11 protein-coding genes and 1 tRNA gene are annotated in these 12,896 nt (G+C 61.2%); 10 read left to right on the top strand and 2 right to left on the bottom strand.

The features are described 5' to 3' along the window. The first annotated feature begins 182 nt into the window (after positions 1–182). The 8 genes from I3K84_RS01905 to I3K84_RS01870 all read left to right on the top strand — a co-directional run bounded on the left by I3K84_RS01905 (position 183) and on the right by I3K84_RS01870 (position 8,437). Positions 183–1,190, top strand: a complete 1,008-nt coding sequence (locus I3K84_RS01905; protein WP_196995391.1) for a diaminopimelate dehydrogenase — start codon at positions 183–185, stop codon at positions 1,188–1,190. A 186-nt stretch (positions 1,191–1,376) separates the two neighbouring features. Then, positions 1,377–2,481 (top strand): peptide chain release factor 2 gene (gene prfB, locus I3K84_RS01900; RefSeq protein ID WP_011805914.1). Its coding sequence is split into 2 segments (ribosomal slippage): positions 1,377–1,457 and positions 1,459–2,481, totalling 1,104 coding nucleotides; the frame shifts between segments, so codons are not numbered across the junction. Positions 2,482–2,529: 48 nt separating this feature from the next. Beyond that, a complete protein-coding gene (gene pepN / locus I3K84_RS01895; protein WP_196996055.1) occupies positions 2,530–5,238 on the top strand; it encodes an aminopeptidase N in 2,709 nt (902 codons plus the stop codon). A gap of 11 nt (positions 5,239–5,249) precedes the next feature. Continuing rightward, entirely contained in the window at positions 5,250–6,269 is a 1,020-nt protein-coding gene (locus tag I3K84_RS01890) for a class 1 fructose-bisphosphatase (protein ID WP_011805916.1), read from the top strand. A gap of 11 nt (positions 6,270–6,280) precedes the next feature. Continuing rightward, positions 6,281–6,356: transfer RNA gene (locus tag I3K84_RS01885), tRNA-Thr, on the top strand. Between the two features lie 161 nt (positions 6,357–6,517). After that, positions 6,518–7,651: a site-specific integrase gene (locus I3K84_RS01880; protein ID WP_196995390.1), complete on the top strand. Its 1,134-nt coding sequence runs from the start codon at positions 6,518–6,520 to the stop codon at positions 7,649–7,651. 94 nt (positions 7,652–7,745) lie between these two features. Next, positions 7,746–8,018, top strand: a complete 273-nt coding sequence (locus tag I3K84_RS01875; protein WP_196995389.1) for a type II toxin-antitoxin system Phd/YefM family antitoxin — start codon at positions 7,746–7,748, stop codon at positions 8,016–8,018. After that, a complete protein-coding gene (locus tag I3K84_RS01870) occupies positions 8,015–8,437 on the top strand; it encodes a PIN domain-containing protein (RefSeq protein ID WP_196995388.1) in 423 nt (140 codons plus the stop codon). The genes I3K84_RS01875 and I3K84_RS01870 overlap by 4 nt, the downstream gene beginning before the upstream one ends. Positions 8,438–9,088: 651 nt before the next feature. Here I3K84_RS01870 and I3K84_RS01865 read toward each other — a convergent pair. Both I3K84_RS01865 and I3K84_RS01860 read right to left on the bottom strand, forming a co-directional pair. Beyond that, positions 9,089–10,090 carry an IS1595-like element ISCsp2 family transposase gene (locus I3K84_RS01865; RefSeq protein WP_011805635.1) on the bottom strand — a complete coding sequence of 334 codons (1,002 nt, stop codon included), beginning with the start codon at positions 10,088–10,090 and terminating at the stop codon, positions 9,089–9,091. Between the two features lie 285 nt (positions 10,091–10,375). Continuing rightward, positions 10,376–11,524 carry a hypothetical protein gene (locus I3K84_RS01860; RefSeq protein WP_196995387.1) on the bottom strand — a complete coding sequence of 383 codons (1,149 nt, stop codon included), beginning with the start codon at positions 11,522–11,524 and terminating at the stop codon, positions 10,376–10,378. 224 nt (positions 11,525–11,748) lie between these two features. On the opposite strand from I3K84_RS01860, the gene I3K84_RS01855 reads away from it, so the two are divergent. After that, positions 11,749–12,711, top strand: a complete 963-nt coding sequence (locus tag I3K84_RS01855; protein WP_196995044.1) for an IS5 family transposase — start codon at positions 11,749–11,751, stop codon at positions 12,709–12,711. Then, positions 12,708–12,836, top strand: coding sequence for a hypothetical protein (locus I3K84_RS22410; protein ID WP_255352815.1), 129 nt, complete (start codon positions 12,708–12,710; stop codon positions 12,834–12,836). The genes I3K84_RS01855 and I3K84_RS22410 overlap by 4 nt, the downstream gene beginning before the upstream one ends. The last annotated feature ends 60 nt before the right edge of the window (positions 12,837–12,896 follow it).

The raw sequence follows: 12,896 nt of genomic DNA, 5'->3' as shown, positions 1-12,896 counted from the left end.
GCGCTGCCCACGCTCGCCTGAGCGTCGTGCAACGGGCGCGGCCGCTGCCCACGCGGCGGCCCCACTGCAGATATCCCCGCCGCGCAGCGCGGTGTCGTGGCAGGCGCTGCCGCCCGTGGCCGACAATCGGGCAACCGCGCTTTGCCGCTTTGTTGTCAACCCTCGAAAGGTAGCCCCACCGCATGGACCAGAACCGCGACGCCCACCCTCCCGCCACCCGCATCGGCATCGTCGGCTACGGCAATCTGGGGCGCGGCGTCGAGGCCGCAATCACCAAGAACCCCGACATGGCGATCGCCGGCATCTTCACGCGCCGCGACCCCGCGCAGCTCCAGCCGCTGGGCGCAAGCGTTCCGGTGCACGGCATGGACAGCCTGTTGCGCCACAAGGGCGCTATCGATGTGCTGGTGCTGTGCGGTGGTTCCAAGGATGACCTGCCCTGGCAAAGCCCCGAGCTGGCCGCGCATTTCAATCTGGTGGACAGCTTCGACACCCATGCGCGCATCCCCGGGCATTTCGCCGCCGTGGACGCCGCGGCCCAGGCTGGCCAGACCACCGCACTGATCTCGGCCGGCTGGGACCCGGGCCTGTTCTCCATCAACCGCGTGATGGGCGAGGCCCTGCTGCCCGACGGGGCCACCTACACTTTTTGGGGCAAGGGCCTGAGCCAGGGCCACTCCGACGCGGTGCGCCGCGTGCCCGGCGTGGCGGGTGGCGTGCAGTACACCATCCCCGTGCCCGAGGCAGTGGACAAGGTGCGCAGCGGCGTGCGGCCCGAGCTGTCCACACGCGAAAAGCACCGGCGCGAGTGCTTCGTGGTGCTGCAGGACGGTGCCGACGCTGACGCGGTGCGCCGGGCCATCGTCGGCATGCCGCACTACTTTGACCAGTACGACACCACGGTGCAGTTCATCAGCGCCGAGGAACTGGCGCGCGACCATGGCGCCATGCCGCACGGCGGGTTCGTGATCCGCAGCGGCAACACCTCGGCGCCCAGCAAGCAAGTCATCGAATACCGACTGCAGCTGGACAGCAACCCCGAGTTCACCGCCAGCGTGCTGGTGGCCTATGCACGCGCGGTGCACCGCATGCACGCGGCGGGTCAGTTCGGTTGCAAGACCGTGCTGGACGTGGCGCCCGCCCTGCTGTCGGCCAAGAGTGCGGCGGAACTGCGCGAGCAGTTCCTGTAAGCCCCGCGGGCATCAGGCAAAACAGCCTTTAGCGCCCACCCATCAAGCGCAGATAGCTATCATAAATATAGCAACCGCATATAACCCCAGCCGGTTCCCGGCGCTGCAGGGTGCGTTAGCGGGGGCATCAGCCCGCCATGAGAAAATCGCGCGTTATTCACAAGACACCACCAGGACACCCGCACCATGGAAGCAGAACGCATCAACCTCATCGGCACCACCCTCGAAGACCTGACCGAGCGGACCCAAGAGCTACGGAGGTATCTTTGACTACGATGCCAAGTTCGAACGCCTGCGCACGGTCAACGCATCGCTAGAAGACCCGGCTGTCTGGAACGACCCCAAGAAGGCCCAGGAGCTCGGCAAGGAAAAGAAGTCGCTCGACGCCGTGGTGCTGACGCTGCAAAAGCTCACCACCGAGCTGGCCGACAACGCCGAGCTCTACGAAATGAGCAAGGAAGAAGGCGACGAGGCCGGCCTGACGACCATCGAAGCCGAGGCCGAGAAGCTGCGCCCGCTCATCGAGGAGCTGGAATTCCGCCGCATGTTCAGCAATGAGGCCGACCCGCTGAACTGCTTCGTGGACATCCAGGCCGGCGCCGGCGGCACCGAGGCCTGCGACTGGGCCAGCATGCTGCTGCGCCAGTACCTGAAGTACGCCGAGCGCAAGGGCTTCAAGGCCACGGTGGAAGAAGAAACCCCGGGGGACGTGGCCGGCATCAAGAGCGCCACGATCAAGATCGAGGGCGAGTACGCCTACGGCCTGCTGCGCACCGAGACCGGCGTGCACCGCCTGGTGCGCAAGTCGCCGTTCGACTCGTCGGGCGGGCGCCACACATCGTTCGCCTCGCTGTTCGTCTACCCCGAGATCGATGACTCCATCGAGATCAACATCAACCCGTCCGACGTGCGCACCGACACCTACCGTGCCTCGGGCGCGGGCGGCCAGCACATCAACAAGACCGATTCGGCCGTCCGTCTGACACACATCCCCACGGGGATCGTGGTGCAGTGCCAGGATGGCCGCAGCCAGCACAGCAACCGCGACGTGGCCTGGCAGCGCCTGCGCTCGCGCCTGTATGACTTCGAAATGCGCAAGCGCATGGAAGAGCAGCAGAAGCTGGAAGACACCAAGACCGACGTGGGCTGGGGCCACCAGATCCGCAGCTACGTGCTGGACAACAGCCGCATCAAGGACCTGCGCACCAACGTCGAAGTCTCCGCCACGCAGAAGGTGCTGGACGGCGACCTGGACGTGTTCATCGAAGCCTCGCTCAAGCAGGGTGTCTAAACAGGGCGTGCAAACGCGCCCGCACAGATTGGAAAGCCCATCGCCATGATGAGAGAAGGACAAGCCATCGCCATCCACCGTGCCGACTACGCGGCCCCCGCGTACTGGATCGACACGGTGGATCTCACCTTTGACCTGGACCCGGCCAAGACCCGCGTGCTGAGCCGCCTGCGCGTGCGCCGCAATGCCGACGTACCCGCGCAGCCGCTGCGCCTGGATGGCGACGAGCTGAACCTGGCGCGCGTGATGGTCAACGGCGCCGGCACCTCGTTCAAGCTGGACGGCGGCCAGCTGGTGCTGGAAAACCTGCCGGAGGGCACCGAGCCCTTCGAGCTGGAGATTTTCACCACCTGCGCACCCGCCAAGAACACCCAGCTGTCGGGCCTGTACGTGAGCCAGGGCACCTTCTTCACGCAGTGCGAGGCCGAGGGCTTTCGGCGCATCACCTACTTCCTGGACCGCCCCGACGTCATGGCCAGCTACAGCGTGCTGCTGCGCGCCAGCAAGGCCGACTACCCCGTGCTGCTGTCCAACGGCAACCTGGTGGACAGCGGCGAGCTGGAAGACGGCCGCCACTTCGCCAAGTGGGTGGACCCGCACAAGAAGCCCAGCTACCTGTTCGCCCTGGTGGCCGGCAAGCTGGTCGCGCGCGAGCAGAAGATCAAGAGCCGCGCGGGGCGCGAGCATCTGCTGCAGGTGTACGTGCGCCCAGGCGACCTGGAGAAGACCGAGCACGCCATGAACTCCCTCATGGCCAGCATCGCGTGGGATGAGGCGCGCTTCGGCCTGAGCCTGGACCTGGACCGCTTCATGATCGTCGCCACCAGCGACTTCAACATGGGCGCCATGGAAAACAAGGGCCTGAACATCTTCAACACGAAGTACGTTCTGGCCAGCCAGGCCACGGCGACGGACGTGGACTTCGCCAACATCGAGTCCGTGGTGGGCCACGAGTACTTCCACAACTGGACAGGCAACCGCGTCACCTGCCGCGACTGGTTCCAGCTGTCGCTCAAGGAAGGCCTCACCGTCTTTCGCGACCAGGAATTCAGCATGGACATGGCGGGCAGCCCGTCCGCGCGCGCCGTCAAGCGCATCGAGGACGTGCGCGTGCTGCGCACCGTGCAGTTCCCCGAGGATGCGGGCCCCATGGCCCACCCCGTGCGGCCCGACAGCTATGTCGAGATCAACAACTTCTACACCGTCACCATCTACGAAAAGGGTGCCGAGGTGGTGCGCATGCAGCACAACCTCGTGGGCCGCGAAGGCTTCGCGCACGGCATGAAGCTCTACTTCGAACGCCACGACGGCCAGGCCGTGACCTGCGACGACTTCGCCCAGGCCATGGCCGACGCCAACCCTGGCAGCCCGCTGGCCCAGCACCTGGAGCAATTCAAGCGCTGGTACTCCCAGGCAGGCACGCCGCGCGTGAAGGCCGTTGGCCAGTACGACGGCGACGCACGCCGCTACACGCTCACGCTGTCCCAAAGCTGCCCCGCCACGCCGGGCCAGCCCGACAAGCTGCCCTTTGTGATCCCCGTGACGCTGGGCCTGGTGGGCACCGACGGCCGCGCCCTGGCACTGCAGCTGGACGGCGAAGCCGCGGCGGGCGCTCCGGAGCGCACCGTCGTGCTGACCGAGGGCGAGATGACGCTCACCTTCACAGGGGTGGACGTGCCGCCCGTGCCCTCGCTGCTGCGCTCCTTCAGCGCACCGGTGGTCCTGGACTGCGAATACAGCGACGCCGAGCTGCTCACCCTGCTGGCGCACGACAGCGATGCCTTCAACCGCTGGGAAGCCGGCCAGCGCCTGATGCTGCGCATCGCTATCAATGCGATAGCTGATGGCGCTTTGCTGGCGGGCGTAAACGGCCAGATCGGCCAGAACCTCCTGCCCCAGCCGCTGGTGCAGGCCATGCGCGACGTACTGCGCCACCCCACGCTGGACGCGGCCTTCAAGGAACTGGTACTGACCCTGCCGTCCGAGGGCTACATCGCCGAGCAGCTGGACACGGTGGACCCGCAGCGCGTGCATGCCGTGCGCGAGGCGCTGCGCGAGCAGCTGGCCCTGGCGCTGCGTGACGACTGGGTCTGGGCCTGGGAGGAGCACCACGCCACGGGCGGCTACCGCCCGGATGCCGTGTCGGCGGGCCGCCGCGCCCTGGCCGGCCTGGCCCTGGGCATGCTGTGCCTGGCCGCGCGTTCCAGCGGCGACATCGTGTGGCCCGGCAAGACCTACCAGCGCTTCAAGGACGCGGGCAACATGACCGACCGCTTCAACGCGCTGGCGGCGCTGGTCGGCAGCGGCCACGAGTTGGCGGCGCCCGCGCTGGCGCGCTTTCATGCGCTGTTCAAGGACGACGCCTTGGTGCTGGACAAGTGGTTCGCGCTGCAGGCGGGCGCGCCCGACCGCGGCGGCCAGGTGCTGCCGGCCGTGCGCCAGCTCATGAAGCACCCGGACTTCCACATCAAGAACCCCAACCGCGCGCGCAGCGTGATCTTCAGTTACTGCAATGGCAACCCCGGGGGCTTTCACCGCACCGACGCCGCCGGCTACGTCTTCTGGGCCGACCGCGTGCTGGAGCTGGACAGTCTCAACCCCCAGGTGGCCGCCCGCCTGGCGCGCGCGCTGGACCGCTGGAAGAAGCTCGCCGAGCCTTACCGCACGGCCGCCCACGAAGCCATCTCCCGCGTGGCCGCCAAGACCGACCTCTCCAACGACGTGCGCGAAGTCGTCACCCGCGCCCTTGCCGATTAAGAAAGGCCTCCATGACCGAACGTATCAGCCTCACCCGCTACCTTGTCGAGCAGCAGCGCGTCCATGGCCGCATCCCCCCGCAGCTGCGCCTGCTGGTGGAGGTGGTTGCGCGCGCCTGCAAGCGCATCAGCTTCGCCGTGAACAAGGGCGATCTCGGCGACGTGATGGGCACCGCCGGAACCGAGAACGTTCAGGGTGAGGTTCAAAAGAAGCTGGACATCATTGCCAACGAGGTGTTGATCGAAGCCAACGAATGGGGCGGGCATCTGGCTGCGATGGCGTCCGAGGAAATGGATGGGATCTATGTGGTGCCCAACCGCTTTCCCCAGGGCGAGCACCTGCTGATGTTCGACCCCCTGGACGGTTCGTCCAACATCGACGTCAACGTGAGCATTGGCACCATTTTCTCGGTGCTGCACAAGCACCATGACGATCCCACCACCGACGAACCCGTCACCGAAGCCGACTTCTTGCAGCCCGGCCACCAGCAGGTCGCCGCGGGCTACTGCATCTATGGTCCGCAGACCACGCTGGTACTCACCGTGGGCGACGGCGTGGCCATGTTCACGCTGGACCGCGAACAGGGCTCCTTCGTGCTCACGCGCGAGAACATCCGTATTCCCGAGGACACCAAGGAATTCGCGATCAACATGAGCAACATGCGCCACTGGGATGCGCCCGTGCGCCGCTACATCGACGAATGCCTGCAGGGCAAGGAAGGCCCGCGCGGCAAGGACTTCAACATGCGCTGGATCGCCAGCATGGTCGCCGACGTGCACCGCATCCTGATGCGCGGCGGCATCTTCATGTACCCCTGGGACAAGCGCGAGCCAAACAAGCCCGGCAAGCTGCGCCTGATGTATGAGGCCAACCCCATGGGCTGGCTGGTCGAGCAGGCCGGCGGCGCCGCCACCAACGGCCGCCAGCGCATCCTGGACATCCAGCCCGCCCAGTTGCACGAACGCGTGAGCGTGATCCTGGGCTCAAAGAATGAGGTCGATCGCGTGACAAGTTACCACTCCGGTATATAATGTGAGTCTTCGCCGGAGTAGCTCAGTCGGTAGAGCAGCTCATTCGTAATGAGAAGGTCGGGTGTTCGATTCATCTCTCCGGCACCAATAAAATCAACGACTTACAAGTCGTTATTGTTCCAAGTGCCGTCTCCTGTCACACTCAAGTCACAGTAGACGGCACAATTTGGCAGCACTGCACAACAGTGCCATCTCTCTCCAGCCAGTTTTGTGCCGTCACATTTCGCTGACCGTACACAAAACACAACATGGCTGCAATCCGTGAACGCAAAGACCAAAACGGCAAGGTGAGCTACCAAGCTCAGGTCCGTATTCAAGGCTATCCGCCGCAGTCGAAAACTTTCTTACGAAAGACCGACGCCAAGCAATGGGCCATCCAGACGGAAACCGAAATCCGCACTGGCATGACCATCCGGAAAAACTCTGCCAGCAAGCACACCGTGCGCGAGATGCTGGAGCGCTATCGCGACAACGTGCTGACCGACAAAGCCAACGGCGGCAAAGACCACAAGACGCACATCGCGTGGTGGATTGACGAGCTTGGTCACTACGCCCTATCCGAAGTCACAACCGATCTTGTGACACGGAGCATCGACAAGTTCAAAAAGTCGAAGACACGGCTTGGGAAGCCCCCTGCCCCAGCGACCGTCCTACGGTACATGATGGCGCTTTCGCATGCCTTCACCGTGGCGCGCAAGCAGTGGAACTGGTGCGAGTCTTCGCCTGTTGAAAACGTGCAGCGGCCGAAAGTCAATAACGAGCGCACACGGTATCTGACCGACGCAGAGCGCGAGTCTTTGCTCGATGCCTGCAAAAATTCAGCGAACCCCGATCTGTACTTGGTAGTGGTGTTGGCGATCTCGACCGGCATGCGCAAAGGCGAGATCATGGGCATGCGCTGGCAAGACATTCACACAGCCCCAGACCAGAGCTTCACCCGCGTACATCTGACCAAAACCAAGAATGACAAGGCACGGTCAGTGTTGCTCACGTCCCTAGCGCTGGAATTGCTGGAAGAACGTCGCGCGAAGGTGATTCAAAGCCGGGAAGTCAAAGTGGCTACCGGGCTAATTTTTCCAAGCTCCGTGAACGCCGACATACCCGTCGATCTTCGCAAACCATGGGGTGCTGCACTAAAGACCGCTGGCATTGAAGAATTTCGCTTCCACGATCTCCGGCACACGACGGCGAGTTACCTGGCAATGAATGGCGCCAGCCTTCTATCTATCAGCAAGGTGCTTGGCCACCAGACCACCAAGATGACGGAGCGGTACTCCCACTTGGCCACGTCTCACATTGACGAAGTAGTCCGGAGCATGAACGCAAAGAAGTTTGGAACCGCAAATGAGCCCTCCCCTGCCAACCAAGCCAGCGAAGACTGAGCCCATCCACATCACGCCATCCCGCGCACTTTGACAGCCTTCTTCGCATTGATTAAAATGTGTACACACTGATTCACAAACAAGGAGTTCGGCTATGGAAGCCACGAAGGTAGGAATCCGCGAGTTCCGAGCGGACTTGGCTGAGTACATCGCGGCCAGCAGCCCTGTTGCTGTGACTCGTCACGGCCAGACGGTCGGCTACTTCATCCCCGTGCACGGCCAGGCTGAGGCGGATTTGGTGGCCTTGAAGAAAGCTAGCCAGTCGCTCGATAAGCTGTTGTCTGCGCAAGGTGTGGATGTAGAGGACATCGTTGCTGACTTCAAGAAAGCCCGCAAGAAGAGCACTACCGCTGCCAGTGCCAAATGAGCAGCGCGGCCATCGTTCTGGATGCCAACATCCTGATTCGCGCGGTGCTGGGCAAACGTGTCCGTGAATTGATCCAAGCGCACGCAGCCACCGTCAAGTTCTTCGCCCCTGATGTGGCGTATGCGGATGCACGGAAATACTTGCCTGCACTGCTGACAAAACGCAGCGTTGATCCCATCCCTGCCATGCTGGTGCTCGATGCATTGGAGCGCATCGTCCACCCCATGGATATGGAGGTTTACGGAGGTCTCCAGCAGCAGGCATTGCGCAGGATTGAGATGCGGGATGCCGATGACTGGCCGGTGCTGGCGTGCGCGATGGTGCTTGGTTGCCCGGTTTGGACTGAGGATGCAGACTTTTTCGGCACTGGTGTGGCAACTTGGACTACCGACCGAATTGCGCTGTATCTAGGCGGGTGATGGGGACGGTCGACTATCGTTGACTCTTGCCGGATTCCAGAAAATGGCTTGTCGCAATCGGTCATGTACGCTCACGAGGCGAGGGTGCCCTCGCTATAGTTCTGGGCCAGTCTGGCTCCCCAGCCCCAGTTTGTGATCGAGACAAGACCCAATGACAAGAGGTATGCAGTTTGAAGAACGTCGGATTCGACACAGAAGAACAGTTAGTAAAAGCCATTGTGGCGTGCACTCGGCGTGCGCAGCGTCGTGACTATCGAGTCGAGTTGGAGCTAGACGCAGGTGTGGGCATCGCCGACCTCGTACTTGCAAAGAGAGCTGCAAGGACCACGGGTGCGCTCAGAGCGCTATCAAGCGTCAATCCGCGCCTTGCTGTGCTGCTGAGCCATGGTGTTGGATCAACGATCAGTACCAGAGCAGCTCTGGCAAGCGCGTTAGGCACATCTGACGGCGGGGCGCAACGCGTTCTTGCTCAGCTGTCCTCTGCTGGCCTTGCATGTGGGTCTGCTAAGGAGTTTTCTATTTCAACAGTATCTACCCTCCCGTTTGAAAGGGTGATTGCGGTTGAGGCCAAGCTCAGCGAGTGGAAACGCGTGCTTGTACAGGCATAAGGGGTATCTATTTAGCTCCAGCAGCCCCATTGATACTGTGATTTCATCCAGCAATGGTATCCGATTGGCTCTCCCCGGTGTTCTTGCTCACGACATCCCCATACGTCACTGGCGGCGTAACCACCGCTTGCTGCAGCAAGCGGTAAAACAGCATCCCGCGTGAGCTGGATGTGCGCCGGTTGAAACGGAACACGAATTCATCGAGATAGGCGTCCAGGTGGTCTGGCTGTACAGAGCCATGATGTGTTCCCAGCACCCAGCGCTGTACCAGTGAGGCGACCCGGTGCACTCCCGCCATGGAGACATGGGCAGGTACGCCTGAGCCGAGCATGACGGTGCGCTGGTGGGTGTAACCCAGTTCTCCCAGAGCGCGGTATGCCGCCGAACCATCCGTGCGTACCTGGGCTCCAGGCTCGACCACCTCCTGCACAAAGGGGATTACGTGGGTGGCGGCGTCTCGGTCAATGCGGCGTAACCGGATGCGCCCAAACCCCTTGGGCTCCACGATCTCCACCGCCATGACCATCAACACTTTGGTGGTGCTGCTCTTGCGCCCTGCAGGGGTGGCGGGATTCTTGCGATCCGTGATGGACAGGTACGTTTCATCCACCTCCACAAGCCCCTTGAGCTTGTCCCGGCCCGGGCGGACCATGGCACGTCGAAACCGGTGCAGCATGGTCCAGGCGGTCTGGTAGCTCCCCAAACCCAATACGCGCTGCAGCCCCAGGGCGCTCACGCCTTGTTTCTGATTGGTCAGGTACCAAGCTGCAGCCAGCCAGACACGCAGCGGTGTGCGCGTCTTGTCAAAGATGGTTCCAGATGTCACTGTGCCTTGGTACTGGCATGAGCGGCACATCAGGCGGGTGCGGCTGGCGCGGTACACATCGCCAGCGTTGCCGCAACGCGGGCAGACGAAGCCTTGGGGCCACCGAAGCTTCTCCAGGAACGCCTGGCAAGCCTCTTCGGTGGCAAACCAGTCAAGAAATTCGTTCCAGGTGCGGGGGTAGTCCCCTCCAGGAGTTGGCGTTAGCATCTGGGTTTCCATCCAGCTATTCTCACGTCACTGGAGCTAAATAGATACCCCTTACAGGCATACAGGAATTTGCAGTTTGCGGATGAATCCTGGGTTGTTCTCGATCACGCGTATGTGCGGCCTGCACTAGCCCAGATTGGCAGGTTCAAGTCTCTCGGTGTAGGTTTGGCGTCCGTTGACTGCCAAGCTGGACTCTACATCCACTCAGCCGCTGTCTTCGGAGGCCCAATGAGCATCGCCAAAAGATGGCAGGCTCAGGCAGTGTTGGCTGCCCGGGTAGTGGCAAAGCGGCCTTTACTAGAACGTTTCTAGGGCTTCCGCCCATGAGGCAAGGTGGCCGTTTCTCCCATGTCGTTCAAGCGGAAGGCGAGACTCTAACGCCTGATACATCCGCTGTGCATGAGCTACCCGACGTTTGAGCATTGACCGTCGTTCATCCAAGCTCATCGCACGCAACTCGTTAACGTGAGCCTGCATGTTGAGGAAATAGTGCTTGTAAAGCGCAGGTTGGTTAAACGTAGGCTCCACCGCCTGTGATAGCGCGTTCTCAGCCCACTCAGTGGGGTGATATACCTGTCGCCATATTTCCGGCGCTAGTGTCCGAATGCGTTGGGCATCTTCAAACTGAACCCAGTTCAAAAGTCCAGCCAGATATATACGCGCTTTGGGCCCTCGTACAGCACCGTCGGATTCAACAAACTTGTCTTCCGAGAAGATGCGCGTGTTCTCAAATGCGCCCATCGTGATGTTGGGATCACCGATGGCAGAGTAAAGCAGGCCTTCTGTGTTCGTGTAGCCAATCGTCAGTTGTAGTCCGGTCCCCATCACCTCCCTGAAAAACCGCAAGGTCTCCCTCAAAAAGTCAGCGTCTTGTACCTGTTTGGTGTCTCGCTCAAACTCATACATGAGATAGAGCTCGTCCACTTGGTGGAAATGAGTAATCCAATCAAGGAGCATCCTACGCCAGCTGGCATGCCTAATCATGCTTGCCTTGACAGCGAGCGACAGGCATAGCGGTCTGTTGCCAGCAACGGCAAGAAATGGGTTAACCGAGAACTCCTCTTGCATCTGAAAGTACTCGGGATACATCTCCTTCAGGAAGCGGGTCGGAACTACGATCTTGCGAAAGCCCTGGTCGATCTGGAAATCCACACAGGCCTGCGCGACTTGGGACGAGTGTTCAGCAAATGTCCCGGTTTGAAAGCCCCCTGATGCCTGCTCAGGAAAAAAAGGATAAGACAGCAGCTTTCGCTTGCGGGAATTCGGCAGATAGAACTGAGGGTCGAAAAGCGACGCGGCCCGCGTCGCAGGAGCGAGCTTTTCGATTGTCGGCAGCGCTTGGTGAAGTGGGCTCAGTACAAGTCCGTCTCCGCACCGCTCGCTAAGAAAAGACTCAATGTTCCAGTTCGCGTTATGTCCGACCTGATGGAGCAGTCCAAGCGGCATGCCTTTCCTCCTAATTAATGGTTCTGGTTGAGGCCGCAAAGTGCCTCAAGTTGCTCAACAAAAATGTTAGGCGTGCGTTGCCGCTCAAATTGCGCCTTCTTCATGGCTCTCTCTACGAAATCGGAGAAGGACTGCGAGACTTGCACGAGTTCAGCTAAGGAAATCCTGCAAAACCCCGAACGCAGTCTGCTAGAAGCCAGGAAGTCATGGCATCCTCCCCGCCCATGAAGCAAAGCAGCCTTGACCTGAAACTGAGCACCAAAAAGACCCGCAAGCAAGAACTGCTGATCCAGATGGATTTGGTGGTTCCCTGGGCTGCGTTGGTCGAGCTCATCACGCCGTATTACCCAGAAGGCAAGAACGGCCGCCCACCCTTTGCCCTGGAGACCATGCTGCGCATCCACTGCATGCAGCAGTGGTTCACCCTGTCAGATCTGGCGATGGAAGAGGCCTTCTTTGACACCCCGATCTACCGGGAGTTTGCAGGTCTTGATGTCCATGGGAGGGTGCCTGACGAGAGCACCATCCTGAGGTTTCGTCATCGGCTGGAGAAACACAAGCTGGCCGAGCAGATTCTGGCCACTGTCAACGAGCTTCTGGCAGCCCAGGGCTTGCTGCTCAAGGCAGGCACTGCGGTCGATGCCACACTGATCGCAGCGCCTAGCTCTACCAAGAACAAGGACAGAAAGCGCGATCCAGAGATGCATTCGAGCCAAAAGGGCAACGAATGGCACTTTGGCATGAAGGCACATATTGGCGTGGATGCGGACTCGGGACTCGTGCATACCGTCATAGGCACCTCGGGTAACGTGGCCGACGTTGTAGAGGGCAACAGCTTGCTGCACGGGCAGGAGACAGACGGGTTTGGTGATGCGGGCTACCAAGGTATCGACAAGCGCCCGGATGCCAAGGAGGCAGTGCGGTGGCACATCGCGATGCGCCCAGGCAAACGCAGAGCGCTGGACAAAGAGAACAACCCCGTTGACGCGCTGATAGACCAAGTGGAGAAGATCAAGGCGAGCATCCGTGCCAAGGTGGAGCATCCCTTCAGGGTGATCAAACGACAGTTTGGATACACCAAGGTGCGCTACCGGGGATTGAAGAAGAACACGTTGCAGCTCAAGACGCTGTTTGCGCTGTCCAATCTTTGGATGGTGCGCCATCAATTGCTGGAGGCGCAGGGATGAGTGCCCCTGAAATCAGGCAAATGGCCGCAAAGGCGGTGCAGATGGCCCGCAAGGGCGTGGAAAGTGGTGCGAAGACCCAGGCTAAACGCCATCCATCGCACTATCTGAAACCGGTGACCTTGTAGCACTTACGCATTCGAGTTATTCAGGGCATCCCTAACGGCTTGGGATCGTGTTTTAGAGTC

Source organism: Diaphorobacter sp. JS3051, from assembly GCF_015832135.1.
GTDB lineage: Bacteria > Pseudomonadota > Gammaproteobacteria > Burkholderiales > Burkholderiaceae_C > Diaphorobacter > Diaphorobacter nitroreducens.
The sequence above is the reverse complement of the archived record's forward strand: the minus strand, read 5'-3'. Positions and strand labels throughout refer to the sequence as shown.